Genomic DNA, 26,483 nt, shown 5'->3' on the forward strand with positions numbered 1-26,483 from the left:
ATAAAATTATATTGGAGGAATTAGAATGAGTTATCTAACTAAAGTCCGCGAGCAAAACCCATTGATTCACAACATCACCAATATCGTCGTAACCAATTTTACAGCAAACGGCTTGTTGGCTCTGGGAGCTTCCCCATTTATGGCCGATGCCCATGAAGAAGTCGCCGATGTGGCCAAAATGTCAGCTGCCGTTGTTCTTAATATCGGGACCTTAAACGAGCATGCGATTCAATCTATGATTCTAGCGGGTAAATCAGCTAATACGCATGGCGTACCTGTGGTCCTTGACCCTGTAGGTGCTGGAGCAACAGCCTATCGGACAGAGATTACGCACAAACTGATTAGCGAAATGCAGATTACGGCGCTTCGGGGCAATGTAGCCGAAGTTGCCCATGTAGCCGGTGAACAATGGTCGATTAAAGGTGTGGATGCCGGGGAAGGTGAAGGTGATGTAGTAGCCTTGGCGCAAAAAGCCGCTCGCAAGCTCGGCTGTATCGTGATCATTACCGGTAAGGAGGATGTCATTACGGACGGAGAAGTTACCTTCATCGCCAGTAACGGACATCCTATTCTGACAAAAGTAACCGGCACTGGCTGCCTGCTCAGCTCAGTCGTAGGTGCGTTTCTGGCTGTGGGTGGACAATCCGCGCTGGAAGCGGCGGCTGAAGCTATTTCCTTCTACGGCGTGGCCGCGGAGATTGCTGCTGAAGCCACTTCAGGGCAGGGACCAGGAAGCTTCCAGATCGAGTTCCTGAATCAATTGGCGCTCGTTACACCTGAAGTATTCCTAGAGAAATCTCGTCTGCAGAAGCAATAAATGAAGGAGACCAAATATGAAGGTATACAAAGCCTTAACCATCGCCGGCTCGGATAGTGGTGGTGGTGCGGGGATTCAAGCCGATCTCAAAACCTTTCAGGAGCAGGGTGTATACGGCATGTCGGCAATAACAGCTGTAACTGCCCAGAACACGCTTGGTGTGCAGGGAGTTTATCCACTGGGACCAGAGGCTGTCGCTCAGCAATTGGACTCCATTGGAGTAGATCTGGAGCCGGATGCTGTGAAGACCGGTATGTTGTTCAGCAGCGAAATTATCCGCATTGTGGCTGTTAAGGTTCAGCAATATGGCTGGCGCAAGCTCGTCATTGATCCTGTGATGGTTGCCAAGGGCGGCTCTGCGTTATTGCAGCAGGAGGCTGTACAATCGCTAATCACCCTTCTGATCCCTCTTGCGTTAGTAACGACGCCCAATATTCCGGAAGCTGAAATTCTGACAGGCCAGAAGATTGTAAGCCTGCAAGACCGTGAAGCAGCGGCTCAAATCATCCTTGATATGGGCTCACGATATGTAGTTCTAAAGGGCGGACATGACGCTGGAACCGAAGGCGCAGTAGACCTTCTGTACGATGGGCAGGAGTTCATCTATATGGAGAGCAAGAGGATCGAGACCAGACATACGCATGGTACCGGCTGTACCTACTCGGCGGTAGTAACCGCTGAGCTCGCTAAAGGAGCAGCCGTGCCAGCGGCGATTCATACGGCCAAAGCCTTCATTCAGGCGGCCATTGAAGAGGGTCTGGGCATAGGCGGTGGACATGGACCGACGAACCATTTTGCCTACCAAAACAGATTGCGGGGTGCTCGTTATGGAGCGCATTAACAGTGATGTCCTGCGCAGGCTGCTGAAGGTGTACTTCATTATGGGCAGCATCAATTGCCGTAAATCCCCGGAAGAGGTTCTGAGCGAAGCTATCTCCGGCGGTATTACAATGTTCCAATTTCGTGAAAAAGGACCCGGAGCGCTCACAGGCGATGCCCGATTGGAGTTAGCTCGAAAGCTCCAGCAGCTTTGCCGAACTCACGGTGTACCATTTATCGTTAACGACGATATTGAACTGGCAATTGCCCTGGATGCGGACGGCATTCATGTAGGACAGGACGATGAACCCGCCAAGGCGATCCGACAGCGGATTGGAATAGAGAAGATCATTGGTGTTTCCGCCCACTCTCTATATGAGGCACGTCAGGCGATCACAGACGGTGCAGATTACCTGGGGATTGGCCCGATCTATCCCACCTCCTCCAAGGACGATGCGGAGGCCGTTCAAGGCACTTTTGTAATTGAAAGAGTGCGGAATAGCCGCATTGCCATTCCTCTGGTTGGTATTGGCGGGATTACTGTACATAATGCCCTACCCGTAATTAACGCAGGAGCTGATGGAGTTTCAATCATATCCGCCGTTGCCGGTGCCGAAGATGTGCGCGCCGCTGCACAGAGCTTTGTGAAAGTCATACAAGGGTAATAACCACACTGCAAAAGGGTAGAAACCGGTAAACGGCTTCTACCCTTTTTGTGTGTACTCATTCTAAATCAGCTGAAAGTTTAAGAAACAATATTTACAAATCGAAGCTGCAGAGTTATATTTGGTTTACAACGTAAACAGTTTACAACTATAACTATCAAAGGATGGAATAAACAATGGTGGATAAGCAACAGACCATAGAGGTCTATAATTCTTTTTTTGCCGTAGCTCGTCAGCTCAAGAAGCTGGCCCATCAAAGCGCTGCTAACCTTGGGCTGACCGTACATCAGATTGGAATCTTAAATTCCATTCGCACCGACCCTGGTTTAACGCAAAAGGAAGTAACCGAACGTCTCGTATTTGCCAAAAGCAGGGTAAGCCTCCATATTGATGCTCTGGTCGAAAAAGGGCTCGCTACCCGTGAGGCTTCCGAACTGGACCGCAGAGAAACCAAGTTATATGTAACTACTGACGGTGACCAATTATGTCTGCGGTATAACGAGGAAGCCTATTCGCACAAGGTGCTGGAAATAGCTCTGCAGCGTTATTCTAAGGAAGAACTGGATTCCCTTGTGGCAATGCACAAACAAATACTGGCTCAATTATAAATAAATACTAGGGGGTGAACATGTATGGCAAAAGGTGCTGGAGGACCGGGCAGCAGCATGGGAATAGGCTTTGGGCGCATGAAATTCGATGACGATGAATTAAAAGGGCACAAGCCGAATATTTCCAAAGCTATGCTGATCCGCATATCCTCTTATTTTAAACCGTATTGGAAGCAGACGCTGCTCGTAATGGTTATCTTATCTATTTCCTCTTTCCTGGGTATTTTACCGCCCCTATTGATTCAGCGAATCATCGACCGGGCTCTTCCAAATAAAGATTTCCATTTGCTGCTTCTGCTTGTGCTTGCCTCCCTCGGCACTACAGTGGTTTCAGGGTTAATTGGCGTACTGCAGAATTATCTGAATTCGTATATTTCGCAAAATATTGTCTTTGATATGAAAAATCAAATGTACCAGCATCTGCAACAAATGCCGCTGCAATTTTACTCGTCCGTCAAGCAGGGTGAAGTCATTACGAGAATGACTAGTGACATTTCGGGAATTCAGGGTGTTTTTAGCAGTACGGTAGTTAATTTCGCTAGTAATCTATTTATACTCGTCACTACTGGGGTAACGCTTTTTGTAATGAACTGGAAGCTGGCCCTGCTGGGGATCATTGTAGTTCCCTTGTTCATTTTCCCCACTCGCAAAATGGGCAACGTACGCTGGAAACTGGCTAAACAGACGCAGGAGAAGGTCTCCGAGCAAAACCAGATCATCCAAGAAACGTTGAGCATCAGCGGTTATATGTTAATGAAGCTGTTTACTAAGGAGGCGCAGGAATTCAAAGGTTTCCGTACGATCAATGCGGAATCAACGCGTCTACAAATCAGGGAATCCACAGCTGGCCGCTGGTTTATGATGACGTTAACTACCTTTACCAGCATTGGGCCAATGCTTATTTATTTATATGGAGGTTATCTATTTATTCAAGGGGATCTTACAGTAGGGTCGATTATCGCTTTTGTAGCGCTGCTGGGCAGACTTTATGGCCCTGTTGGGCAAATGACCAATCTGTATGTAGATATTCGCAGATCGATTGCTCTCTTTGAACGTATTTTTGACTATTTTGATATGGAGCCCCTAATCGTGGATCAACCGCAGGCCGTCGCTATGAACACAATGGGTAAAGACATCACCTTTGAGCACGTTAGCTTTGCCTACCAGAAGGATAAGCCTGCCCTAAGTAACATCACTTTCACCGCTGTTTCGGGAACGATGACTGCACTGGTCGGACCTAGCGGAGCCGGCAAAACTACGATCACCCACTTGATTCCGCGCATGTATGAACTAGATGCCGGGCATATCCGCATTGGCGGCATTGATATTCGCAAACTCACCCTGGAATCTCTGCGCTCACAGATTGGATTGGTCACACAGGACACTTATCTGTTTAATGGAACCATTAAAGAAAATCTATTGTATGCGAGCAGCGATGCAACCGATCAAGACATTATTGAAGCTTGCAAAGCTGCATATATCCATGATTTTATTGTGGAATTACCAGAGGGGTACGACACGGTAGTTGGGAATCGAGGCATCAAGCTGTCCGGTGGTGAGAAGCAAAGAATCTCCATCGCCCGAGTACTGTTGAAGAATCCAGCGATTATCATTATGGATGAAGCCACATCATCTCTTGATACAATCTCCGAATTCTATATTCAACAAGCGATGTATAAGTTATTGCAGAACAAAACAAGCATTGTCATCGCTCACCGGCTCTCCACCATTATGGCTGCAGACAAGATTCTTGTTGTCCAGCAGGGAGCCATCGCTGAAGAAGGCAGCCATGAACAGCTGCTCGAGAAGCGTGGTGTATATAAAGATCTGTATGATAAACAGTTTGAGCGTAAAATATTCGCCTAGGGGGCTAATCCAGCTGTGAGAGCAGGAGGTTAAGCTCTTCCTCGCACAGCTTTCTCCAGCTCCCTCTTTCCAGCCCGTTCAAGGTAATATTCATAATTCTGATCCGTTCCAGCTGCAGCACTCGGTAACCCAACGCCTTGCACATTCTGCGTATTTGCAGGTTAAGGCCTTGGGTCAGGATAATACCAAATACACATTCACTAATCTCGTACAGCTCACAAGGCTTGGTTCTAACTTCAAGGATGTCTACACCACCAGACATCGCCTGTAGAAATTGCACCGTAACCGGCTTGTCTACCGTCACCACATATTCCTTCTCATGGCCGTTTTCTGAACGCATCATTTTATTGACGATTGCTCCATCATTCGTTAATAAAATGAGACCCTCAGACGTTTTGTCCAATCTGCCAATGGCAAAGATTCGTGAAGGATAATTCACGAAGTCAATAATATTGCCCGCCACATGGCTGGCTGCTGTACAAGTAATGCCCACTGGCTTATTCAGAGCAAGATAAACATTCTCACCTTTTTGATCGGGAATAGCTTCTCCATCAATCCTAACGTCATCCCCCGGCGCCACTTCAGCACCAGCTTCACAAACTATGCCACCAATAGTAATCCGTCCAGCAGCAATTAACCGGTCGGTTTCTCTTCTAGAGCAAAAGCCCGTTTCACTTATGTATTTATTGATCCGCATTCCTTACCTCCCTACCTTATTAAAAAACACCTGATTTCAGCTTACAAATCAGATGTTTACCCTCAGGAATATCTATGAAATTAAGGCTAGCTTATTTGCTGCCTCCATCTGTATTCCCGCTTTTACCTTTTGCGGTGTCTTTTTTAATGGGATAGCCCGCGGCGGTAAGACCTTTTACTGGCTTTGCTGTTTTGTTCCAGCGTGTCCAGCCCTTACTGCCAGTTCCTCTACCCGTGCCGCCACCCTTGCTTTTTGCCATATTATCACTCCGTTACGTATTCAATATTCGTATGTGCATATACACTTATCCTATATTACCATACAATCACGCTTTCTGTTTACGCAAGGGTTGAGCTTTTTTCATCCAGCCCTCAGTATGATCATAGGCTTTATCGTTAATCAGCTGTTTATATTCCGAGACATATCCATCTTGATCTACTGTCTGATTGGCCCATTCATAGTAGATTGGAAAGCGATTTATACATTCAGTCATTCGGTCCAAGAGTAAATAAGCAGAGATTAAGGAATCTAACGAATATTCACTGGGTGTATCTTTAAAGCGCTGTTCTCGCAAGATGAGTTCATTCTCCCAGTATTGTTGAGTCTGCTGGATATTAGGCACATATTGCTCGTTCTTCCACTCGTACACTGAAACTTCTGCTGGCCCCAAAGGCATTTGTCCTGAATAGGTATAGCTTAGTAGTTCCAGATTGCCGTCGTGATCAAAATCCTCGAATTCCACTGCTACATTATCGTTGACGGTAACTCGCATTTTGTTATCGATCTCCTCAAGAACTAGGGTTGCCAATTCAGGACGATTATCCGCCAACTCAAATTTAAACGTAGGTTTGGAATTTTGCACTAGGGCCTGCACCCATTGCTCCTTATCTTTTGTGCTATTGAAACCACCTTGAATCTTTAGCCCAGCCTTCTTACTATCAAAGACTACATGCTGATTCTTCGTAATCACGAATTGAGTATAATAAAATTCACCGGTGTTCCAATAATAAACTTCATATGCATTCGTAAACAATGTAACTAGATCCTTATGTACAAAACCAGGGTACTCGGCTTCCACCTCTGAAGCTATTACATCTGGGCTGGCAACAACACTATCTTGTATACTCGCATGGACTGGAGAATGGCTGACGATTACATTATCTGTCAAGAATGAATAGCCAGAAATTAAAAAAAGGGTGAGGAATAGGTTCGCTATTTTCATTGTGCTTACAACCTCAGTCATTGTTTATTTGTTGAAAGCTCATCCGAGTTGAGTTCCACATAAATCCTATTATATCATATTATTACATATACAAAGGTAGCCTATTGCGTTTAATTTTATATAATATAGTTGAATTTGCAACAAAATCAAGAGTGAACTCGTTAAATATACGAATAACTGGAGGAGTTGTTATGAATGAGAATGAAATTAGGAGTGTTATCATTTGTAATTCTTCTTTTTCTAAGTTAAAAAGGCATTGGAAGCAGAGGGTATTGAGATGTTCTTACAAGAAGATCAGTCGGATTGGATTCTTAATAATGTTAAGGCCACTAGATTCTCCATAAGCCGACCAACTGAAAAAGCTGCTTATTCAGAGTTCATTTCTATATACATTTACAATTCAGAACAAGAGCGTAAAGAAGGTCTAACAGATTTTAACTTGCAGAAGGAAAAATATAATATGGTGATACCGAATATTTACGAACTCAAAAATGTTCTTATACTCTATTGGCATCATGAGAACTTAAATAATGCCAACAATACTAAGTTTGGTAAACAAATTGAAAGGGCGCTTCAAAGAATCAAATAAGTAAAACAAACCCGGCAAAGATCATTTCGATCTTTGCCGGGTTTGTTATTAGCGCCAGCCCAATCAGCCTACGCAGCATGCTATTTATTTAGGTTGGATATACCCTTCAGCCTTCAGCAGCTCGGCAATCAATACCGCGCCACCTGCAGCACCGCGCAGTGTATTGTGGGAGAGGCTCACGAATTTGTAGTCGTAAAGAGTGTCTTCACGCAGTCTACCTGCGGAGATACCCATACCCTTCTCAATATCCCGATCCAGTCTTGTCTGAGGACGATTCTCCTCTTCGAAATAGGTGATGAACTGTTTAGGTGCACTTGGCAGTTCCAGCTCCTGCGGGCGTCCTTTGAAGGTCTTCCAGAGATTCAAAATTTCTTCTTTAGATGGTTTCTTCTCAAAGGAGACAAATACCGCAGCCAGATGGCCATCAGCCACAGGCACACGAATACATTGCGAAGTAATGATCGGCAGCTCACTCTTTACGATGGCCCCATCCTCAATACTGCCCCAAATACGCAAAGGCTCTTGCTCACTCTTCTCCTCTTCCCCACCGATGTAGGGAATCACGTTATCAAGCATCTCTGGCCAATCCGCAAAGGTCTTGCCGGCACCGGAAATCGCTTGATAGGTTGTGACAACAACCTTAGTGGGTTTGAAGTCATTAAGAGCATGTAGCGTAGGCATATAGCTCTGAATCGAGCAATTGGGTTTCACAGCGATAAAGCCTGTTGTAGTGCCCAAACGTTTTCTTTGCTGTGCAATAACCTCCAGATGCTCTGGATTGATCTCTGGAATAACCATAGGTACGTCCGGAGTCCAACGATGTGCCGAGTTATTCGAAATTACTGGAGTCCCCGTGCGAGCATAAGCTTCCTCGAGCGCTTTAATCTCATCTTTCTTCATATCGACAGCGCAAAAAATAAAATCGACTTCTGCAGCTACTTCATCAACCTTGGAGGCATCCTTTACCATGATTTTCTTGACACTTTCGGGCAATGCTGAAGCCAGCTTCCATCTACCTGATACCGCTTCTTCATAAGTTCTGCCTGCTGAATTAGGGCTGGCAGCAATCGCAACTACCTCAAACCAGGGATGATTCTCAAGAAGTTCGATAAATCGCTGCCCCACCATTCCTGTGCCGCCTACTATACCTACTTTAAGCTTGCTTGACATCAACAATTACACTTCCTTTTGAGTAACAGTCCTATTCATACAATAGGCCGATAATTAATGATATACGACACTCCAGCCATTTGCGTGTGCCGTCCTGCAAAATATTATTATGAATATAACACAATCAAGTAGAAACGGCTACGCTGTCCTTAAATGGACGGTATCCGTTTCAGCAAGAAAGATAAGTAAATTTAGTGTGCGCAGCATATAGAGTCACCCTTGAAGCGCTCCCAACCGTTTGGATAACTCCGCCAAATCCTGCCCTTTAAGTGCACCTTCCACCAACGCAGGCAATAAAGCAGGTGTACAGGCAAAACAAGGAGTCCCATCTCGGGAGAGCTGCTTGGCAAGCTGTTCATCATAGAAGGGCTTTCCCCCGTCTGACAAAGCCAACAGACACATCGTTCGAACACCAGATTCTCGCAGTTCACGCATCCGGCGGATAAGCCCAGACTGATTGCCTCCTTCGTACAGATCCGAGACAATGATAAACAGCGTCTTCTTTGGCTCTTCAATAAACTGCTCGCAATACTTGACCGACTTATGGATATCCGTCCCTCCGCCCAGTTGTATACCAAACAGCATATCTACAGGATCATTGCCACATTGCTCGGTCAAATCTACAACCTCCGTGTCAAATACCACTACCCGTGTATTCAGGGACGGAATGCTGGCAAAGATTGAACCGATAATGGAAGCCCAGATAATCGAGTCAGCCATTGAGCCGCTTTGGTCAATATCGACAATAACAGTCCATTCCTTACTGCGGCGCGCCCGGTCAAAATAATAAAAACGCTCCGGAATGATCAGCTTCCGTTCCGTATCATAGTGCTTCAGATTTCGCTGGATTGTCCGCTTCCAATCCAAACCGCTTAATGACGGCAGCGGAGAATGCTGACGTTTGTTGAGCGCCCCAGTCACAGCACGGCGAATATCCGTTTCCAGTAACTTGACCAGATCATCCACGACAGCTTGGACAAGCTGGCGCGCCGTATCCTTGGTTTTCTCCGGAATCTTCCCTTTCAGTGACAGCAGCGTTCCCACCAGTTGGATATCCGGCTTGACCGTAGCCAGCAATTCCGGTTCAAACAGCAACTGCTTCCAGCCTTTACGTTCCATGGCATCATTCTGAATGATCGAGACTACATCCTCCGGAAAAAAAGTGCGTACATCGCCCAGCCATTTGGACAGATGGATGGCAGCATGTCCTGATCCGGCTCCTTTGCCCTTGCCGGAGCCAGAGGAAGTGCCACCACTGCTGACCACACTGGTATCATCATAAATGGCCGCCAGTGCTGCATCCATAATCTGTTCCTCGTCGCTCAGTGCCAGATTACCGCCTTCACAATAGCTGGATAATTGTCCTTCCGCTTCCTGGCCCAGAATGAGCCGCCAACGGGATACAGTACTTGCTTCTCGGCCTGGGTTCATCATCAAAGGTCCCCGAAATCAAAATCATTCAGCTCATCCAGCATTTTGTTCTCTTCCTCCTTAAGTTCACCCGTCAGAATCTCCGCCGCCTGCTCCACATTCACTCCCCATAGCTCTCCTAACAGTTCAGCAATCATAGTCTTTTCCCTTGCTGAAAAGGAACTAAAAGCTCTTCTCAAAAAAACAAGCGCGCGTTTAAATTCTTCGTCCTGCAAGGAGTTGATATAATCATTAAGCTGCTCCCACAGACTCATCCTTGACAAAAGACCATAACGGTTACGCATGGAAAGCCCTTCGAACCAGCCCGCTCCTAGATCAGCTGGAATGCCTGGTGATAGACGGCGCGAGACCTCAACGGCACACTGCTCGGGGGTAATCGCTCCACGCTCCATTAGGATGGCACAAGCAAAGCCGGATAGACGCGGATTTCGGTCATCCCGCTCCGACAAGTGTAGAAGTTCCTGCAGCCATAAGGCTTCATCCACTGTTTCACTATGATTCAGCGCGATGGTGTTCAATTCATTTATAGCAATAATTAAACCGCCTGCTGCTTCATCGTTGCAATTACAAGCATCCAGCAGGTAGAGGCTACCACGCAGGAACAGTTGCTCCAGTAACGGAACAAGCGGTGCTGTATCAATCTTGCGGATATCACCGAAGCTGATAATCGTGGATAGCTCACGGGCTGCCGCAGCAATTTGCACCACATCGCGACTATCAGCAGCAAGCGCCTGTAACGTCTGTCTGCCTACCTCCATTTGCGAGGTCATCCCGCATTGGCAAGCCATGCGGATGAGTGCTGAGGCTTCGGCAATAGTGCGGCATTCCTGCAGCTTCTCTCCCAGCACATATGCACAGGCTACCTCAATTGTCTCACCTAGCAAGGTGGATTCAACGACCTGGATCTCCACCTCCGGTGACCACTGAATGATCCAATTCTCCGCCCAGGTTGCTCCCTGCTGTCCACTTGCCTGAATTCTTACGAAGCTTATCCCGAGAAAACTTAAGCGATGGAATAGAAAGGAACGGTTCAAGTCCAGAAAAGCAGCTTCCACCGAGCTTACTCTCCGGTTCTCCCGCAGATCCAGCGCTAGATCGCTGGCAATAGTTGTCTTGTACTTCTCCAGCTTCAAACGTTTCAGCCAGCGATTCAGGTCATCCTGAATCGGTGTCTGACTTACTCCCTCAGCAAGGCTCCCGATCTCTGTACCTACGTCAATTTTAGCCAAGGCCTCGGCGATTACAGATAGATCGCCATGTCCAAGTAGTGTCTGAGCAGCATCACGCAGATCACGTAGGGTAGGAGCACTTCCACCATGCAGCGCTGCAAGTGACTCAGCCATCCGGACCGCTTCGATCACTTCAGCAGTAGAACGATGGGTTCCACCACTACGGACGTGCCGGGCTACGGAGGATAAATACAGATGTGGCAAATCCTCCGGCGTTCCCGCCTCTATGGCTTCCCACATCATCTGATAATAATGAGGAGCACCGTTTCCCGCGCCATAGCCAGACATAGTGGACAGCTTATAGTACGAATAAGGCATTAGTGTGAGCTTGGTGCTGCATGACGGCATTCCCGCAAGCTCTGCGTCACTCATGCTTTCTGTCAGATCAGCGAGAGCCGCAGCATGATATGCACCACAGATCACGACGATCCGCTGCGGATCATGTCCTTCAGCCATCGTCTCCTTGATCTTCCGCCGCATATAAGATTCACGCACATAATTATACGCATGCTCCGCAGGTTGCTCTAGCTGTTCTTTCTCCTCCGAGAGCACTCTCATCTCTGCCGAGAAGGAAAGTATCGCTTCGCGGTAAGCTCCGGCATTCAAGTTGTGCTCGTAATTACGCTCCCAGTACATGTCGTAGTCATACTCCCCAGCCAGCTCTGCAATACGGCTGTAGACGGAGCGTTCTTCTTCGACCACCTGGGGTGATAACTCCACGGGCTCAGCAACCACTGGCTTGGAATCGTCCTTGCCGTTGCGGCTTAAAGCACCTTGCAAGGCAAGATTTACCGAAGAGGGTAAATCGATGAATGCCGCTAAAGCTCCATGCTCCTTGGCCCACTTCATGCCCTGATACTCTGGAGAATAAATGGCAAAAGGCCATAAAACCGTACGCACCGGCAATTCCTCGGTAAAAGCCAATATCGCCACAGGAGGTTTCGTCACCTGATTCGTCAAATGGCGGATTTCTGCCGTAGCATCGGCGGGGCCTTCAATGAGTACTGCCGTCGGCTGAAGTTCGTCCAAGTAATCCAGTACATGCTTGGCACCACCTGGTGACAGATGCCGCACCCCAAAAATATGCACCGCAGCTTCAGCAGTCGCTTTCACTCGTTCATCTCCTTACAGGCCTGGTACAGTCCCCGCCATTCTGCGCCTCTTTTCTTCATTACATTATCTAGATATTCCTTCCAGACCAGCTTATCCTTATCATCATCCTTGACGATTGCCCCCTGCAGCCCGGCGGCTAAATCCTCATCAGTCAGTTCTCCGCTGCCGAAGCTGGCAGCCAGGGCCATACTATTCGTAAGAAGTGAAATGGCCTCTGCCGTAGAAATAACACCTGCAGGAGATTTTATTTTCTCCTTCTTATCCAATGTCATCCCGCTGCGCAGCTCACGGAAGATGGTCACTACTTTAAGCAGTGCTTTATCGGCAGGCAGAGAAGCCTGCAGCTCATAGGAAGAGGCGATCTCCCGGACCCGCTTTTTGACAATTTCCAGTTCTGTTTCTAGATCCGCAGGAGCAGGCAGCACGATAATGTTAAATCGTCTTTTCAGAGCGGCAGACATTTCGTTAACTCCGCGGTCTCTAGTATTCGCTGTAGCGATGATAGAGAAGCCTTTACGTGCACTTGTCTCTTTGCCAAGCTCAGGCACAGAAATCGTCTTCTCGGACAAAATGGAGATCAAGGCGTCCTGAACCTCCGAAGCACAGCGGGATATTTCTTCGAACCGGGCAATTCCGCCATCCTCCATCGCCCGCATAATCGGACTCCGCACAAGCGCTTCGGGTGTGGGGCCGTTCGCCAACAGCATGGCGTAGTTCCAGGAATAACGCACATGCTCCTCACTTGTACCTGCGGTTCCTTGAACAACCAGCCCCGAGTTGCCATAAATCGCTGCTGCCAAATTCTCGGACAGCCACGATTTAGCCGTACCGGGTTCTCCAATCAAGAGCAGCGCCCGATCAGTTACGAGCGTTGCAATGGCCATCTCTATCAAGCGAGTATTTCCTATATATTTGGGCGTAATCACTGTTGAACCTGCTTTGCCTCCGGCGATGAAGGTCAATACGGAGCGGGGAGACATTTGCCACCCGGACGGAATCTTTCCTTTATCCTCACGGCGCAGTGCTTCCAGCTCCTCTTGATATAACACCTCAGCCGGCAATCGCATATAATCTTGAAGCTGCTCTTGATCAGTTGTCATTTATACATCTCCCTTTTTGCTTATTAAGTCTATTGCATACTTAAGCTGCTGTTCGCCTTCGTACTTATAAGTAGGCAATACAGCTACCAATCGCTGTATATATGAAGCAGGCAGCTTACACAGTTGCTCAAAAACATACATATCAAAGATGTAGCAATTATTATTACGTTTATCTTCAAGTGCTCTCACCAAGGCCTCCTGCCGCAACTCTGGTTTAGCCTCGGCACGCTCTAGCCCCCTCAATACTAAACTGGCCGTATTATTGCGGAATTGGGGCTGTTTCTCCAAACTGTGCAGCAAATACTGCACAACCGCTGGTTCACCAGGCGTTGCGAATACAGTGACCAGTTCGGCTTTATCCTTATCCACAAACCATTTTAGCCAACGGGGGTCCCAGTCTGCCGCAATTTGCTCGCGGGAAGGCATTTCAGCTACAGAAGAGGAGATTTCCCGCGAAGAGGAGATTTCCCGCGAAGAGGAGCTCCATACGGCTTCACTAGTCTGATATGTCCAGGTTAGTACCATCTCTTCGATCGTATCTAGCACCCTTTGGTCTCTCACTTTAGTTCCCTTCTCTTTGCCGATTAAGGATTTGAGCTTATTCATTAGAGTTAGCCCATATTGATCATACAATTGCTGGGCGGATAAGCTGCGATAAGCCAAACGGAAGGCATTCGGCGTATAGGAACTATCCAGCTTCTCCACCTCCTGCAACAGGTGTAAGGCTACCTCTGAACTCAACTTCTCCATATAGGAAACCGCATGATCCAGCAGATTACCTATTCGTAGTGAGGAATATAAAGAATAATTATTTAGTACATCCGTGTAAATAGCAGTTAAGGATTGCGATTGTTTCCCTCTTAGAGCGACCATGAAGTTCTGAAGTCTTAACCACTGTTCTTTAGCTTGCTTATCATCCTTACTTACTTCGACTGCCTTACTCAGCTCCACAGCAAAATCTCCCACAATCCGTTCATCGAGTTCCGTTATGGGTAGGCCACTTAAGGCGTGAGCGACAAGCTCCATGTCTTTACCGGAGAAAGCTTCATATAGACGCTCCAATACCCCTTTGGTAGAAGTACTGGTTGCCAGTGTATGGGTTGCCAAAGCGTTATAGGCCGCTTCCCGAATGACCTTTTTCTTTTCTTTCGTCCATTTCAGCATGGCTTCTTCATAGCGCTCGTCACCAGCGAGCAAGGCTATCGCGGCAATTCGCACCTCATCCGATCCGTTCTCTGCGGAATTATAGACTAACTCCAGTGTCTCTTCTCCGCCAACTTTGTGGATAACCCGCAGCTTGCGTGTCTCACTCCTGCCGCCAGCAGGGTTAAAGAGCTCAATTAAATGGGGAGCAACCGTTGGCCCGTAAGAGGGCAAGATTTTATTCATAGCAAATTCAGCAATCTCTACATAAGGATCATCCAGTGCCTTGATCGCGAACGGAAACAACCTCAAGTCATGGAACATCCCCTCGGCAAAAGCCGCAACTACAATCTCATAGCGGCCGCTCCCGGTTGTGGACAACGCTTTTTGTACCTCGGCCAGTTTACGGTAAGTGAAGCTTGTAGACAAATAGATCTTATGGCTATCCATTTCCATAATTTCTCCATCAGGAGCTGTAGAGCCTTGTGTATATAACACTGAGCCTAGCAATAATGCTAGGTCCTGCAGCTGTATTGCGGATGCCTGCCCTTCTGCCGGCTCCAATAGTGCCGATATGCCTTCTCCCAATCTTTTGAAAATAGCTGCCCGTTCGCCAAGCTGTTGAAACTGCGGCAGAAGACGTTTTAAACGAAAATCTCCTGGAGCCAAATCACTTCCGGCAATATATAGCCTTCTCACCTCTTGATGTAGCTCCTGCAACAACGCTGTACTCATGGGTTGTCCCCCTATTGTTATTATAAGATTTAGTATAAAAGACGAGTAATGGCTGCATCCTTAACAATTGTGAGCGGCTGGGCAACAAGTCGGCCCTGATCCATTCGATGCTCGAACATGACCAGTATAGAGCTATTATCCACTTGAGCAGCATCGAGGTAAGGAAGCAAACCTACCGTACCCTCTGGCAAGGCCGAGATATCTTCGAGCACTAGCTGGTAACCAGACTCATCCGTAATGGCAAACTGTCCACTTGCTGTTCTGCCTAACTTGGCAGCATGCAGCAGCAGAACTGGCGTTTTATCACTGAGTGGGTTTTTTAACTGATTTTTCACCTTTTTAATGACCTCCGCGTAGGAACGGTGCGCCTTATCCCCAATTTCGGCCACATCTCCAGCAGTTACAGGGCGAGGTGTCATTTGTTCATACCGTACTCTGGCATTCATCTCACCCGGATACTTATATAGCATTGAAATCTGAGCAATCTCGAAGAAGCTATCATCCTCACGTAAATGCTTCGCCGCCTTATGAGGGCGATACTGTACTGTCCGGTGAATTTCGCCATTTAGTAACTCCAGCCAATAACCGTGGTCAACAAATTCTTGACGTGCGGCATCATCATAGCTGAAAAAGGCTAGCTGGAGCAGCTCGACTCCTTCTCTCACCTTTCCGAATGCCTTCAGTTCTGTTAACTGCCACGCATGACCCAGCCATTCCTCCATCGTAGACTCATGATCAAGCGTGAGCTCTGGGTCCTCTTGCTTGTTAATCAGATACGCTCGGCCCTTCTTAATAAAAGCATGCAGCTCAGTCAACTGTTCCGCAGCATATGTATAACTCTCTTCACGGTCACGATCATCAGCTAGCAGCAGGGCGAACCGACGCAACTCAGTCTGCGCTCCAGACAAATAGTAGTTGCCCATTTGCTTCACATGCTCGTGAATATTTTTCAGCATTTTATTATCAATTGTACCTAGCCCGCTGCGAATGAGCGAAAGAATCAACTTTTCCAACACATCCAGACCTTCCAGCTGGGCGGTAATTTTTTTCTTCAGGGCGGATTTATTTACCTTCTTGGGCTTCAGTTCTGCAGTTCCGCTCTCTTGTTCGGCTTTGGTCTCTTCCCGCTTCTCCGCCTTCTCCCGCTTCACGGAAATATCCTCAGGTATAGCCGCTACAGTAAACTTCATCCCATCGCTGTAGGCATACATCAATCCTAACACGTGTTTACATGGAAACTGGCGACTGGGACATGTGCAACGGTACACGGGTTTATCCTGAATGATGAAATCTACTGAGCATACATAATTCGACTTTCCACTGCCAGAGCACTCCCCAAAGAGCAGTTCTCCAGTTTCGGAGCAGTTCAATTGCACAAGACTCTTTTTCTTTACTAAGCCCTGGCCGTTCTTAATAGCAGCGGCATTGGGTGCGAGCGAATCAATATAGGATGCGGTGAGTTGAAGCAAAGTGAGTTCCCTCCCTGTCTAGTATAAATATGACTCTATGATATCTGCTTTCTATTACCCACTCCAGTAGATAAGATCACATGTTTGCGTATAATTTTAACAATAATTAGGTAACTGGAACATATGCGCATAAACACAAAAATTTCTTCAAACACTCCATTTTCCATATACCTATTTAACGGTAAACTAACTTAGAGGAAGAAATTTGTATCCTAGAGACAAACTCCGATGAAGGCAGGTATTGAGATGAGTATCCGTTACGCTTCGAATATTGAGATTATCACTAAGGAGGCACTTCAAGAATTATTTCTTTCGGTAGAGTGGGAATCAGGCAAACATCCAAATGACCTTTTGCAAGCGATTAAAGGATCTCATTCGATTGTTGCGGCTTGGGATGGAGATAAGCTTGTCGGTCTAGTAAATGCTCTGTCCGATGATGTTTTAACAGTATATTTCCATTACATGCTTATCCATCCTAGTCATCAGGGTGAAGGAATAGGTAAGAAAATGATGGAAATTATGCTTGATAGATATAAAGGATGTAAAACGAAAGTACTAATTTCTTATCAGAGTGCAGTGGATTTTTATCAAAAATGTGGATTTTCCAAAGAGGATGGAGCCACGCCTATGTTTATTTCAGAGTTGGTTTGATTCAACTAACGGAGAACGCTAGCTCAAGGAGGTTTTAGTATGAAGTTACGTAGTATGGGGGGGTTAATGACGCAATTTTATTTCATTCGCCATACTAAAACTTGCTGTTACAGCAGGAAATTCGATAATTTATAAGGAATTCTAGCCCTTTAATTGAGCGACAATATTTTCCACCTTGTGGTATGATTTCACTAGTAGCAAATATGTTCGTTTTAGAATTTCAGGAACAAAAACATACCAGGAGAGTGACATCTGCTATACAACCATACAAACTCCTTTCAGACCTCCTATCCCGAATAGAAGAAAATGTTTCTGGTACGAGCGAGACCGAATATCTGAACGATCTCCCGATCTCCACTATTCATTTGCGTCGACTTTTCAAGTTCGCTTTTGGCGTGCCGCTACAAAGCTATATCCGCTCTCGAAAGCTAGCCGTCAGCTTAGAGGATTTGATGAAAACTGAGAAGCGGGTCCTCGACATTGCCATTGATTGCGGTTATGAACATGAGCAAACCTACATACGTGCGTTTAAGCGCGAATATGGGCTTACGCCTGGTGAATGTAGAGTTTCCGGCAGAAACATTCACGTAACACCTCCTCTTCATCTGTTTCCAAAGAATAGTGTTTGCGGGAATATGGTATACGGGCCGGAAATGGTCATGATACCATCCTTTCATTTAATTGGGCGAATGTATCAAATTGAGATTGCTGAAGCGCCGACAAAAGCACCCGAAGTAGCCAAACAGTTTTGGTGGGACAATCGGCATAATATTCCTAATCTAGTAGAATCCAATATCTTTTACGGTCTAACGAGGAAACCTGATCCATCGCTTAGTTGGACGCACTATCTACCGTCTATGCGTGTAAGGGATCTGAACGATATTCCTGACGGCTTTACAGGTGACACAGTCCCTGCTTCTATGTGTGTCGGCTTTCGCTACATTGGAAACCATCATTACGAGGAAATTAGCGAATTACGCGCAGAGGCGCTGTATACTGCCATCGATAGGCTTGTCAAGGAGCACAACGGGAGATACGAACTTCTGGATAGCGAATTCTTCTTCGAAAAAATTGACACGGATGCATATGATGGACAATATTGTCAAATGGAATGGTTTGCGCCCATCAGAGTGAACAATGCTTAATATGATCAAAAAAGTCCATTGAGCTTGCCGCTATTAAGGTATGCTCTTTTTGTATTCATAAATTGATGGTTGTACGAAAAGGAGAGATAGTTATAAATTACAACGAAGTTGTTTCAATCGGAGATACCTATTTACTTACAGTAGTATCAGAGTTGTTCGGATTAGAAGGCTATGTCATCCGGCAGATTCCGCCACATGAGGGCGGGAGGAATATCGTATACACCTGTGAGAAAGAAGGCGCCAACGCAAAGATACTAAGAATCGCTTTTTTGCCTGACAGAAACCGGGAAGATTTTCTGGGAGAAGTTGAGTATATCAGGTATTTATTCGAGCATGGCGGAACTGTCGCGGATGTAGTCAGCTCCAAGAAGGGAAACCTGCTGGAAGAAATTACTCACAATAACCACACTTTTTTCGTCTGCCTATTTGAAAAGGCCAAGGGCAAAATGCTTGTGGAAAATCATTATCGGTACCGGGATGGAGCTCCGATTACTGAATATTATTATAATTGCGGTAAAGTTCTGGGGAAACTGCACCAAATATCAAAAGGGTATACGCCTGTTCATCGCCGTTATAGTTTTTTTGATAAATTTAATGCTGAATATATCGATAAACTGATTCCAGACTCATTATCCCTTATTAAGGAAAAAATAGTACATATTCTCAATACTTTAAAAGGATTGGACACGAATCAGGAGACTTTCGGTATGATCCATTTTGATTATAACGATGGGAATTATTCGATAGATTTTAATACCGGGCAAATAACCGTATATGATTTCGATAATTCATGTTTCGGTTGGTATATGTATGACCTGGCAAGTCTCTGGACTCACGGTGTGGGCTGGACTCAATCTGAACCAGACGCCGGTAAACGCAGAAAGTTTATGAATGATTATTTTGAAACCGTCCTCGCGGGATATAGATCCGAGACCAAACTCGAAGATTCAATGTTGGATAGGCTGCCATTATTTATTCAAGTATGTATTATGGAAAGTATTGTGGATGCTTTCGAGGTAATGCAGAACATCGGTGAGGAACCGGAGTGTGACGAGGAATTGTCGTATCTCATAAAATGTTTGGAGGACGATATCCCGTATAAGGGATTTTTCCATGACATTTACTCTTGTGAAGAACCTTTTGAGTATGAGGAACGAAATAGTTAGCCCAGACCTGAAACCCATTATGATGCACACCTACAAAGAATTTGGATTGATTCTTTGTAGGTGTATTTATTTGAACTGTTATGTTTTTGTAATTCGGTTCGCCGTTAGAGTGATAAGGAGAACCGTAACATAAATTAGAACATGTCATTCTAACGGGACACGTTAGTTCAATAAACCAGCGGCAGTCTAGGATTTTATTTTTCAGTCCAAAACTGCTGCTAGTTTGATATTGGGGTCAGAATTAATAAATCAAAACTAATACTTTAATTTCCTCGAACAGTATGTCAATATTTGTTAATATATTTATTTAAACCAGCCTTTTTCCTTAAACCGGGTAATGGCCTCAATGCGGTTGCCTACACCAAGCTTATCGAGAATGACAGATATGTAGTTGCGGACAGTACCTGTAGTGATATACAGCTGACTGGCGATTTCTTTCGTGTTTTTGCCGTCAGCGATCAGTCCCAGTACTTCCTTCTCCCGCTGGGTCAGTGGGTTCACTTCGCCACTATAGGCTTCATCCATTAGCTCTGGCGCATACATGCGTTTGCCTGCCATCACACTGCGAATCGATTGCGCCAGCTCTTCACTAGGGCTGTCTTTAAGCAGATAGGCATGAACACCAGCCTTAACCGCACGTTCAAAATAGCCAGCACGGGCAAAGGTAGTCAGAATCATTGTCCTGCAGCCGGAGTTCTTCAGCGCTTCAGCCGCTTCCAGTCCACTCATGGCCGGCATCTCAATATCCATAATGCAAATATCTGGTTTATGGAGCTGAACCAGCAGAACAGCTTCCTCCCCATTGCTTGCTTTGCCTACTACCTTCATATCCTCTTCCAAATCCAACAGCGAGGCAAGCGCCCCAAGCAGCATTCGCTGATCCTCAGCAATTACAATCTTAATCATGAACCCTTCGCCTCCCGTTCCGGTTGCTGAAAGGCGTTCGGCACCTTAATGACAATTGTTGTCCCCTCAGCTCTTACAATATCCATGCAACCATTCACAAATTCAAGTCGTTCTCTCATCCCTTGCAGTCCATGCCCTTTAAAATAGAGGTTTGTCCCAGGTATTCCATTCCCGTTATCCTTTACCTTAATAATTAGGTCTGTACGAGTGGGCTCAATAATGACCCAGCAGGCAGCAGCACCACTATGCTTCACTACATTCGTAACGGCTTCCTTGATGCACATGCTAAGCACATTTTCCGTAATCAACGAAGTATTCGTCAGCTTGGGGTTGCCTTCCAGCTGGAAATCAATCTCGGCTGCCTTCAGGAGTTGCTGTACACGCATCAGCTCATCCTCCAGCCGAATGCCCCGCATCTGCGTAACCATCTCACGCACTTCCTTTAAGGCACTTCTCGCTGTCTGACGGACATCGTTAATCTCGTTGATCGCTTGCGCCGGATTTTTAGTGATCAGTTTGCCGGCCAAGTCACTTTTGAGCCCAATCAGCGACAGTTTCTGACCAAGTGTATCATGCAGATCACGGGCGATTCGCTGGCGTTCCTCCAGCTTGACCAGCTCGGAAATACGTTTATTGGCATCCTCCAATTGGACCTGCAGCTTATCATGATTGTTGCGGTTGTAGGTAGTGATCGGAAGCAGAATGACCGCGATCATACTGACCAGAACAAAGGGAAGCTGGCTTATAAATACCTGATTTCGGGATAACAATTCATAATTAATTGTAATAATAGTAGTCAATAGGTGGATCGAATACAATGTGAAGAACCCGACTCTTTTCTGGATATTCCCGATAAAAAAAGCTAAAAAAAGTGCGAAATATACATAGCCGAACAGCAGCGTCATCGTGATAGAAACCACAATTTGAACGCTTGTCCAGAAATAGACCAGCCAGCCTTTGGAGACGAATGAAAGTACATAACATACAAAAAACACAACAATCATTATGATCCCGTAAACCACCTGATAGGGTGATGAAGAGCGAAAGATAAAGTAAAAAGGCAGAATGTAAAAAACTACCCATACATAGGGGCTTAGACCTGTGCTTTTATGAAAAATATGATGCCACTTCTGCATGTCCGCCATCCTTTTGCCAATGATATTTACTTTTATTTTAGCACAAATTGGAGGTATTCCGGCAATTCACAATAAAGAGAGGAAGAATAGAGCACGAAAATGATCTTCGGCTTTATCCTTCCCCTCATTTGATCCTATATTATTCTTCGGTTTATGAACTCTTTAGGGTTTTATGCGGCAGTTTCGGATTACGAAGTCTGGACTTAGTCTCTCTGAAGCTGATGAACTCTTTGTTTTCCTCATCCCAGAGACGGAAGTTGATCGCTTTCAGGCTGCTTGCAATGGTGATGGTTGTCGCTTGGTGCAGCGGCGGTGTGGCATTATGTGCTAATTCCAGATTGTAATTGGGTACCTTCGGGCTTAAATGATGGACATGGTGAAAGCCGATATTTCCAGTAATCCATTGCAGAATTTTAGGCAGCTTGTAATATGAGCTTCCTTCCACTGCAGCCGAGACATAACTCCACTCTTCTTCTTTCTCAAAGAAGGTATCCTCGAACTGATGCTGAACATAGAACAACCAGATTCCGAGACAACCGGAAACAAATATGATAGGCACCTGCACGAGCAGGAAGGCCTGCCAGCCAATAGCCAAGATCAGCGAACCATATATTACCACAAGCGAAACATTGATCAAATAAGTATTCATCCGTTCTTTACGTCTTGCACCCTTGATATTAAAGCGGTATTGGATCAGGAAGATGACGATCGGACCCAGTCCAAAGATCACCAACGGATTGCGATAAATTCGGTAATACAGACGTTTCCAGTTGGAAGCCGCTGCATATTCATCCACGGTCATGATCCAGATATCGCCGATTCCTCTTTTATCGAGATTGCCGCTGCTGGCATGATGAATGGAATGACTGAGCTTCCACTGCCGGTAAGGAACCAAAGCCACAATACCTGTTATAGTACCAATGATATCATTGGCTTTCCGACTTTTGAAGAATGATCCGTGTGTACAATCGTGACATATAATAAAGGTCCGAATGACAAATCCTGATGTTGCAATAGCAAAGACAAGTGTCAGCCAATATGAAACGGAGAGGCTGAGGTAAGAAGCATACCAGAGTAGCACGAGTGGACCTAATGTGTTAATGAGCTGAAATATGCTCTTTTTGCGATCATATTTTTCGTAAGGGGCAACGCTTTTTTTTAGGCTGGAAAGTTGTGATGTCTGTTTATCGGTCAGCATTATCGTTTCCTCCTTGATGCGTCCTGCTTAGGGATACATTTAAAATATAAGAATTTATATGTTTCACAGGATAATTTATCCTTATATTTCTCGAAGAAGCGGGTACCCTCCATAAAAGGACAGCAAAGCCGTTTCTTCTTGTCTATCTATATTATAGAGAATGATGTGTCACCTTATACAGTCATAAACATCAAGTAGAGGGTATGACATATGTCATACCCTCTTGATCCGTTCTTCGTGTCCAGAAAGAAAATCGCTCTATACCTAGGCTGTAAATAGTTACTCCCTTTTGAGTTGCTGAGTGTTAGCAATATAAAGTGTAATCACCAGCACAAGTATTGCACCTGCATAAAGTAGTGTGTCCATTGGACTTTCGTGATCGATAATGATTAGCCGGATAATCGCTGTAATTCCGATATAGATAAAATAACGGAGCGGGAAATGATATTTTGCCTCGAAATACTTAATAATTAATGCTATAAATTCGAAATACAAGAAATAAACCAGCAAGCCCTCAAGTAATTCCAGCTTCGATAAATCTCCTCCGACATTAATGAAGTGAAAAATATAAAGCGTCTCTTTACCCAGTAAGACTACTAGAATAAGGGCTAGTACAATCAAGGCCAGATTAAGTACCCATTGCAGCACGAGCGGAACGTACCTAAACTTATTGTTTATTTTCACCATATCATCTCCCGCGCTCAAGGTAATCCACAGTATAAAGGTGGTTACGTTTACAGTGCAAGCCGCTCTGCAACATTCCATTCTCCACTCTCCAAAAGCTGGCTTTACATTGGATTTATTCACTGTCCGCAGTTATACTATTTTTATTTCCATTGTTTAATCATAGCCCTAAAGGAGAATAAGACTATGTCCGTTACACGTCCGTTACAAACAGACAGCGATTTCCAGGAAGCCCAGGATCGTAAACTGCCTGTCCGAGTTTTTCAGGATGACCATTTGGTTAATTCAGGAGCCACTATTGTCCGCTTTACCGAAACAGATGTTATCATTCAATCCCGAGTTAGTGATTTAACTTATTATTCACGCCGGGAATGTCAATTCTACGAGCTTAGACGTTAAATTTATTATTTCGTGTATAGATTGCGTTTCGTGGAGACACTAAAAGCTGAAGATAGGCAGTGACTCCAAAATCAATCTATAGCGAGGTGTTTGCATGTTCAAACGATTTGACGAGATTGCAATTGAAATTCCTGAGGTTGAACGGCCAGACCCCAATGCGGCGGCAGCCGTTCAAGAGCTGATGGGTGGCAAATTCGGAGAAATGTCGACTCTGAACAACTACTTATTCCAATCCTTTAATTTCCGCAGCAAAAAAAAGCTAAAACCATTCTACGATCTTGTTACTAGCATAACCGCTGAGGAATTAGGTCATGTGGAGCTGGTTGCCCACGCGATTAACAAATGTCTACACGGCTCCACCTCGTATAAAGCACCTGATGAAACTCCGCTTGGACCATTAAAGGATGTACGCAATACTTATCACGCGTTAGCAGGTGCACAGGCCGCATTGCCGATCGATTCAATGGGGCGCCCTTGGAGCGGCGAATATGTATTTAACAGTGGCAATCTAATATTGGATCTGCTGCACAATTTTTTCTTGGAATGTGGTGCGCGTACGCACAAGATGAAAGTATATGAAATGACAGATCATCCGGCTGCCCGTGAAGTGGTAGGTTATTTGCTCGTTCGGGGCGGGGTACATGTTGTTGCCTATGCCAAGGCTCTGGAGGTAGCTACAGGAGTGGATGTCGGCAAGCTGATCCCCATTCCATCTCTAAGCAACAAAGCCTTTAGTGAGACACGTAAATATGAATCCAGAAGCCTCCATACTAAGCTCTATACGAATAGCGACGGAGACTTTACAGCGATTAAGCAAATTTGGAAAGGACTGCATCCAGAAGATGGCCAGCCCCTCGAAGTCATCGAAGGATCTCCCAAAGGCTTCCCGATTGCGGAAGCGCCTGAGGTTCCTGAAGAGTTCGCACCTGGTTTCTCCGAGGAGGACTTTCTGGCGATTGCCGCAAGACTACAGCAGGCAGCTAATATTCACTAGATCTCGGAAATGGAGAAGCCGGCCCAATCGACCTCAAAGGTCTTTCGGTCCGGCTCTTTTCATGCTATGCACATTTGGATTCGTGCTTATTTTGTCTTTCCATTATTTGCTCTCATTTTATCATTTAGGACATCCTGAAAGCTCTGTATCTTCTCATCATTTTTCTCTTGCTTGGAATTAACTACGGGTTGAGGTCTAAAATATTGATGATTGTAAGCCATAAGATTATGTATTGTCATATTCATTTGGTTCAACCTCCTTCAATGAATATCCCCAATAATTCAAGCACTTATTGCGTATAAGTGGCATGATCCAAAAATTTCTTACATCATATATACCCTTCTTATTACCGTCTTAAACCTTTTTGCAAAATAAAAAATACCCCCAGGCCACTCATAGGCTCGAAGGTTATTTGGGATCTATTAAATTTGATTGAATATTGTCTGCTATTTCAGTGCTGCCAGTGAGGCTTCATTCAGGTGTTCCAGTTCTTCCTTGTTAAGCTGAAAAGTCATTGCCCCAATATTCTCCTCTGCATGCCGGACCTTCGATGCACCTGGAATGGCGACTACAGTGTTTCCATGGTAATGAATTAGCCAATTCAGAGCAACTTGGCCTGCGGTTGCATCATATTTGTTGCCTAGCGTCACTAACGAATCAATTAGTGGTCTGCTCCGGGCCATACTCTTCTCATTCAAACCCGATTGCATCCGCCGCATCCGGGAAATACTGCTAATCTGCGCAGGATCTTTATGAAACCGTCCTGTTAGTATCCCTTGCTGTAGCGGAGAATACGCGATTATAGAAATGCCCCGTTCCTTGGCTGCATCCATAACTCCATTCCGATCAATCGAACGGTCCAGCAGATTATATTTCACTTGATTAGAGACCAACGTCAAGTCATATTCTTTTAACAACTTATGCGCTTGTACCATTTGCTTGGCTGAATAATTACTAACTCCTACATAACGGATCTTACCTGCCTTGACTAAACCTGCCATGGCCTTCATTTCACTTGCTATTGAAGATAAGGAAAAGGGCTGATGAATTTGGTACAAATCTATGGTCCGACCACCAAGACAACGAAGCCGTTCCTCAATCGTAGATGTGATAGACTTAGCTGTACGCATTAGCGGCCACCATTTAGTAGCGATAAAGGGCGTAGAGTGGGCACTTCCCTCTTGCTTTAATTGATCGAGAACATGAGCCAGCGCTTCTTCTGATTTGCCACCTCCATAGATCTCAGCCGTATCTACCCAGTTCATCCCGCCTTCCAGACTAACCCGCACGATATTCAGGATATCTCCTTCTTCAAGATTGCTCCAATACCGCCCGACCAAACCACTACCTCTGCTGAATTGCCAGCAGCCTAGCCCTAGTGGAGAAACAGACAATGAAGATTGTCCTAACGGACGCAAACTTACAGCTGTTGAACTCGGCTCCATCATTCATCCTTCTTTCTAAAATATGTAACATACGAGGAAATCTCGCCAGTTTTAGCGCTAACGAAGGCTTCTTATGTATGGCTAAT

Annotated in this window: 26 protein-coding genes; 11 read left to right on the forward strand and 15 right to left on the reverse strand. The window is 45.6% G+C overall.

Annotation, left to right across the window (positions count from 1 at the left end):
* The first annotated feature begins 25 nt into the window (after positions 1–25).
* The 5 genes from thiM (at position 26) to H1230_RS19675 (ending at position 4,775) form a co-directional block, all read left to right on the forward strand.
* Entirely contained in the window at positions 26–817 is a 792-nt protein-coding gene (thiM, locus tag H1230_RS19655) for a hydroxyethylthiazole kinase (RefSeq protein ID WP_239711605.1), read from the forward strand.
* A gap of 16 nt (positions 818–833) precedes the next feature.
* Positions 834–1,658 carry a bifunctional hydroxymethylpyrimidine kinase/phosphomethylpyrimidine kinase gene (gene thiD / locus H1230_RS19660; RefSeq protein WP_239711606.1) on the forward strand — a complete coding sequence of 275 codons (825 nt, stop codon included), beginning with the start codon at positions 834–836 and terminating at the stop codon, positions 1,656–1,658.
* Positions 1,645–2,301 (forward strand): thiamine phosphate synthase, encoded by a 657-nt coding sequence (thiE, locus tag H1230_RS19665; protein WP_239711607.1) that lies wholly within the window; start codon positions 1,645–1,647, stop codon positions 2,299–2,301. Before thiD ends, thiE begins: the two co-directional genes overlap by 14 nt.
* Before the next feature lie 176 nt (positions 2,302–2,477).
* Entirely contained in the window at positions 2,478–2,909 is a 432-nt protein-coding gene (locus tag H1230_RS19670) for a MarR family winged helix-turn-helix transcriptional regulator (protein WP_239711608.1), read from the forward strand.
* A gap of 24 nt (positions 2,910–2,933) precedes the next feature.
* A complete protein-coding gene (locus tag H1230_RS19675) occupies positions 2,934–4,775 on the forward strand; it encodes an ABC transporter ATP-binding protein (protein WP_239711609.1) in 1,842 nt (613 codons plus the stop codon).
* Between the two features lie 4 nt (positions 4,776–4,779).
* Here the strand turns inward: H1230_RS19675 and H1230_RS19680 are convergent, their stop codons facing one another.
* The 3 genes from H1230_RS19680 to H1230_RS19690 all read right to left on the reverse strand — a co-directional run bounded on the left by H1230_RS19680 (position 4,780) and on the right by H1230_RS19690 (position 6,694).
* A complete protein-coding gene (locus H1230_RS19680; RefSeq protein WP_239711610.1) occupies positions 4,780–5,472 on the reverse strand; it encodes a pseudouridine synthase in 693 nt (230 codons plus the stop codon).
* A gap of 91 nt (positions 5,473–5,563) precedes the next feature.
* Positions 5,564–5,731 carry a DUF3934 family protein gene (locus H1230_RS19685; RefSeq protein ID WP_154117426.1) on the reverse strand — a complete coding sequence of 56 codons (168 nt, stop codon included), beginning with the start codon at positions 5,729–5,731 and terminating at the stop codon, positions 5,564–5,566.
* Positions 5,732–5,797: 66 nt separating this feature from the next.
* A complete protein-coding gene (locus H1230_RS19690; RefSeq protein WP_239711611.1) occupies positions 5,798–6,694 on the reverse strand; it encodes a hypothetical protein in 897 nt (298 codons plus the stop codon).
* Positions 6,695–6,971: 277 nt separating this feature from the next.
* Here H1230_RS19690 and H1230_RS19695 point away from each other — a divergent pair, with 277 nt between their 5' ends.
* The gene (locus H1230_RS19695; protein WP_239711612.1) at positions 6,972–7,283 is read left to right on the forward strand and encodes a hypothetical protein; all 312 of its coding nucleotides are present in this window, start codon (positions 6,972–6,974) and stop codon (positions 7,281–7,283) included.
* Between the two features lie 84 nt (positions 7,284–7,367).
* Here the strand turns inward: H1230_RS19695 and asd are convergent, their stop codons facing one another.
* From asd to H1230_RS19725, 6 genes are all read right to left on the reverse strand, one after another.
* Positions 7,368–8,453, reverse strand: coding sequence for an aspartate-semialdehyde dehydrogenase (gene asd / locus H1230_RS19700; protein ID WP_239717415.1), 1,086 nt, complete (start codon positions 8,451–8,453; stop codon positions 7,368–7,370).
* 213 nt (positions 8,454–8,666) lie between these two features.
* Entirely contained in the window at positions 8,667–9,884 is a 1,218-nt protein-coding gene (locus tag H1230_RS19705) for a VWA domain-containing protein (RefSeq protein ID WP_239717416.1), read from the reverse strand.
* Between the two features lie 2 nt (positions 9,885–9,886).
* Entirely contained in the window at positions 9,887–12,226 is a 2,340-nt protein-coding gene (locus tag H1230_RS19710; protein ID WP_239711613.1) for a DUF5682 family protein, read from the reverse strand.
* Entirely contained in the window at positions 12,223–13,326 is a 1,104-nt protein-coding gene (locus tag H1230_RS19715) for an AAA family ATPase (RefSeq protein ID WP_239711614.1), read from the reverse strand. Before H1230_RS19715 ends, H1230_RS19710 begins: the two co-directional genes overlap by 4 nt.
* Entirely contained in the window at positions 13,327–15,204 is a 1,878-nt protein-coding gene (locus tag H1230_RS19720; RefSeq protein ID WP_239711615.1) for a HEAT repeat domain-containing protein, read from the reverse strand.
* Between the two features lie 29 nt (positions 15,205–15,233).
* Positions 15,234–16,673 (reverse strand): SWIM zinc finger family protein, encoded by a 1,440-nt coding sequence (locus tag H1230_RS19725; protein WP_239711616.1) that lies wholly within the window; start codon positions 16,671–16,673, stop codon positions 15,234–15,236.
* A 228-nt stretch (positions 16,674–16,901) separates the two neighbouring features.
* Here H1230_RS19725 and H1230_RS19730 point away from each other — a divergent pair, with 228 nt between their 5' ends.
* The 3 genes from H1230_RS19730 to H1230_RS19740 all read left to right on the forward strand — a co-directional run bounded on the left by H1230_RS19730 (position 16,902) and on the right by H1230_RS19740 (position 19,635).
* Entirely contained in the window at positions 16,902–17,324 is a 423-nt protein-coding gene (locus tag H1230_RS19730) for a GNAT family N-acetyltransferase (protein ID WP_239711617.1), read from the forward strand.
* Positions 17,325–17,569: 245 nt separating this feature from the next.
* On the forward strand, positions 17,570–18,469 hold the full coding sequence (locus H1230_RS19735; RefSeq protein WP_239711618.1) for a helix-turn-helix domain-containing protein: 900 nt from the start codon (positions 17,570–17,572) through the stop codon (positions 18,467–18,469).
* A gap of 152 nt (positions 18,470–18,621) precedes the next feature.
* Complete coding sequence (locus H1230_RS19740) at positions 18,622–19,635, forward strand: phosphotransferase enzyme family protein (protein ID WP_239711619.1); 1,014 nt, start codon at positions 18,622–18,624, stop codon at positions 19,633–19,635.
* Between the two features lie 303 nt (positions 19,636–19,938).
* On the opposite strand, the gene H1230_RS19745 is transcribed toward H1230_RS19740, so the two are convergent.
* The 4 genes from H1230_RS19745 to psiE all read right to left on the reverse strand — a co-directional run bounded on the left by H1230_RS19745 (position 19,939) and on the right by psiE (position 23,640).
* Positions 19,939–20,541 carry a response regulator transcription factor gene (locus H1230_RS19745; protein WP_154117429.1) on the reverse strand — a complete coding sequence of 201 codons (603 nt, stop codon included), beginning with the start codon at positions 20,539–20,541 and terminating at the stop codon, positions 19,939–19,941.
* Complete coding sequence (locus tag H1230_RS19750) at positions 20,538–21,677, reverse strand: sensor histidine kinase (protein WP_239711620.1); 1,140 nt, start codon at positions 21,675–21,677, stop codon at positions 20,538–20,540. The genes H1230_RS19745 and H1230_RS19750 overlap by 4 nt, the downstream gene beginning before the upstream one ends.
* Before the next feature lie 151 nt (positions 21,678–21,828).
* Positions 21,829–22,875, reverse strand: a complete 1,047-nt coding sequence (desA, locus tag H1230_RS19755) for a Delta(5) desaturase DesA (protein ID WP_239711621.1) — start codon at positions 22,873–22,875, stop codon at positions 21,829–21,831.
* A gap of 279 nt (positions 22,876–23,154) precedes the next feature.
* The gene (psiE, locus tag H1230_RS19760; protein ID WP_481857083.1) at positions 23,155–23,640 is read right to left on the reverse strand and encodes a phosphate-starvation-inducible protein PsiE; all 486 of its coding nucleotides are present in this window, start codon (positions 23,638–23,640) and stop codon (positions 23,155–23,157) included.
* A gap of 105 nt (positions 23,641–23,745) precedes the next feature.
* On the opposite strand from psiE, the gene H1230_RS19765 reads away from it, so the two are divergent.
* The gene (locus tag H1230_RS19765; protein ID WP_239711622.1) at positions 23,746–23,958 is read left to right on the forward strand and encodes a hypothetical protein; all 213 of its coding nucleotides are present in this window, start codon (positions 23,746–23,748) and stop codon (positions 23,956–23,958) included.
* 94 nt (positions 23,959–24,052) lie between these two features.
* Positions 24,053–24,952: a manganese catalase family protein gene (locus tag H1230_RS19770; protein WP_239711623.1), complete on the forward strand. Its 900-nt coding sequence runs from the start codon at positions 24,053–24,055 to the stop codon at positions 24,950–24,952.
* An 86-nt stretch (positions 24,953–25,038) separates the two neighbouring features.
* On the opposite strand, the gene H1230_RS19775 is transcribed toward H1230_RS19770, so the two are convergent.
* Both H1230_RS19775 and H1230_RS19780 read right to left on the reverse strand, forming a co-directional pair.
* Positions 25,039–25,197, reverse strand: coding sequence for a hypothetical protein (locus H1230_RS19775; RefSeq protein ID WP_239711624.1), 159 nt, complete (start codon positions 25,195–25,197; stop codon positions 25,039–25,041).
* Positions 25,198–25,398: 201 nt separating this feature from the next.
* Positions 25,399–26,400 (reverse strand): aldo/keto reductase, encoded by a 1,002-nt coding sequence (locus H1230_RS19780; protein WP_239711625.1) that lies wholly within the window; start codon positions 26,398–26,400, stop codon positions 25,399–25,401.
* Positions 26,401–26,483: the final 83 nt, after the last annotated feature.

Origin of the sequence: Paenibacillus sp. 19GGS1-52, assembly GCF_022369515.1 — a bacterium.
GTDB lineage: Bacteria > Bacillota > Bacilli > Paenibacillales > Paenibacillaceae > Paenibacillus_AQ.

What these genes read in the sequence shown, in the direction of transcription:
- thiM (WP_239711605.1), top strand. Translation starts at nt 26, where the DNA reads ATGAGTTATCTAACTAAAGTCCGCGAGCAAAACCCATTGATTCACAAC.
- thiD (WP_239711606.1), top strand. Translation starts at nt 834, where the DNA reads ATGAAGGTATACAAAGCCTTAACCATCGCCGGCTCGGATAGTGGTGGT.
- thiE (WP_239711607.1), top strand. Translation starts at nt 1,645, where the DNA reads ATGGAGCGCATTAACAGTGATGTCCTGCGCAGGCTGCTGAAGGTGTAC.
- H1230_RS19670 (WP_239711608.1), top strand. Translation starts at nt 2,478, where the DNA reads ATGGTGGATAAGCAACAGACCATAGAGGTCTATAATTCTTTTTTTGCC.
- H1230_RS19675 (WP_239711609.1), top strand. Translation starts at nt 2,934, where the DNA reads ATGGCAAAAGGTGCTGGAGGACCGGGCAGCAGCATGGGAATAGGCTTT.
- H1230_RS19680 (WP_239711610.1), bottom strand. Translation starts at nt 5,472, where the DNA reads ATGCGGATCAATAAATACATAAGTGAAACGGGCTTTTGCTCTAGAAGA.
- H1230_RS19685 (WP_154117426.1), bottom strand. Translation starts at nt 5,731, where the DNA reads ATGGCAAAAAGCAAGGGTGGCGGCACGGGTAGAGGAACTGGCAGTAAG.
- H1230_RS19690 (WP_239711611.1), bottom strand. Translation starts at nt 6,694, where the DNA reads ATGAAAATAGCGAACCTATTCCTCACCCTTTTTTTAATTTCTGGCTAT.
- H1230_RS19695 (WP_239711612.1), top strand. Translation starts at nt 6,972, where the DNA reads ATGTTCTTACAAGAAGATCAGTCGGATTGGATTCTTAATAATGTTAAG.
- asd (WP_239717415.1), bottom strand. Translation starts at nt 8,453, where the DNA reads ATGTCAAGCAAGCTTAAAGTAGGTATAGTAGGCGGCACAGGAATGGTG.
- H1230_RS19705 (WP_239717416.1), bottom strand. Translation starts at nt 9,884, where the DNA reads ATGAACCCAGGCCGAGAAGCAAGTACTGTATCCCGTTGGCGGCTCATT.
- H1230_RS19715 (WP_239711614.1), bottom strand. Translation starts at nt 13,326, where the DNA reads ATGACAACTGATCAAGAGCAGCTTCAAGATTATATGCGATTGCCGGCT.
- H1230_RS19720 (WP_239711615.1), bottom strand. Translation starts at nt 15,204, where the DNA reads ATGAGTACAGCGTTGTTGCAGGAGCTACATCAAGAGGTGAGAAGGCTA.
- H1230_RS19730 (WP_239711617.1), top strand. Translation starts at nt 16,902, where the DNA reads ATGAAGGCAGGTATTGAGATGAGTATCCGTTACGCTTCGAATATTGAG.
- H1230_RS19745 (WP_154117429.1), bottom strand. Translation starts at nt 20,541, where the DNA reads ATGATTAAGATTGTAATTGCTGAGGATCAGCGAATGCTGCTTGGGGCG.
- H1230_RS19750 (WP_239711620.1), bottom strand. Translation starts at nt 21,677, where the DNA reads ATGCAGAAGTGGCATCATATTTTTCATAAAAGCACAGGTCTAAGCCCC.
- desA (WP_239711621.1), bottom strand. Translation starts at nt 22,875, where the DNA reads ATGCTGACCGATAAACAGACATCACAACTTTCCAGCCTAAAAAAAAGC.
- psiE (WP_481857083.1), bottom strand. Translation starts at nt 23,640, where the DNA reads ATGGAATGTTGCAGAGCGGCTTGCACTGTAAACGTAACCACCTTTATA.
- H1230_RS19765 (WP_239711622.1), top strand. Translation starts at nt 23,746, where the DNA reads ATGTCCGTTACACGTCCGTTACAAACAGACAGCGATTTCCAGGAAGCC.
- H1230_RS19770 (WP_239711623.1), top strand. Translation starts at nt 24,053, where the DNA reads ATGTTCAAACGATTTGACGAGATTGCAATTGAAATTCCTGAGGTTGAA.
- H1230_RS19775 (WP_239711624.1), bottom strand. Translation starts at nt 25,197, where the DNA reads ATGAATATGACAATACATAATCTTATGGCTTACAATCATCAATATTTT.
- H1230_RS19780 (WP_239711625.1), bottom strand. Translation starts at nt 26,400, where the DNA reads ATGATGGAGCCGAGTTCAACAGCTGTAAGTTTGCGTCCGTTAGGACAA.